The organism is Fructobacillus sp. ChS1-6f1-1-27, from assembly GCF_059579415.1.
This window is the reverse complement of the sequence record NZ_JCAOER010000030.1, coordinates 1-259: the sequence shown is the minus strand read 5'-3', so window position 1 is coordinate 259 and position 259 is coordinate 1. Positions and strand designations below refer to the sequence as shown.

The 259-nt window shown below is 49.0% G+C and carries 1 rRNA gene; it reads left to right on the top strand.

Annotation, left to right across the window (positions count from 1 at the left end):
• Positions 1-259: ribosomal RNA gene (locus AC5162_RS06435) — 16S ribosomal RNA — on the top strand; the annotation flags it as partial.

Below are 259 nucleotides of genomic sequence, written 5' to 3'. Positions count from 1 at the left end.
CAGGGAAGAAAAGGTTTCGGATAATACCTGGAACTGATGACGGTACCTGAAGAATAAGCACCTGCTAACTACGTGCCAGCAGCCGCGGTAATACGTAGGGTGCAAGCGTTAATCGGAATTACTGGGCGTAAAGCGTGCGCAGGCGGTTCGGAAAGAAAGATGTGAAATCCCAGAGCTTAACTTTGGAACTGCATTTTTAACTACCGAGCTAGAGTGTGTCAGAGGGAGGTGGAATTCCGCGTGTAGCAGTGAAATGCGT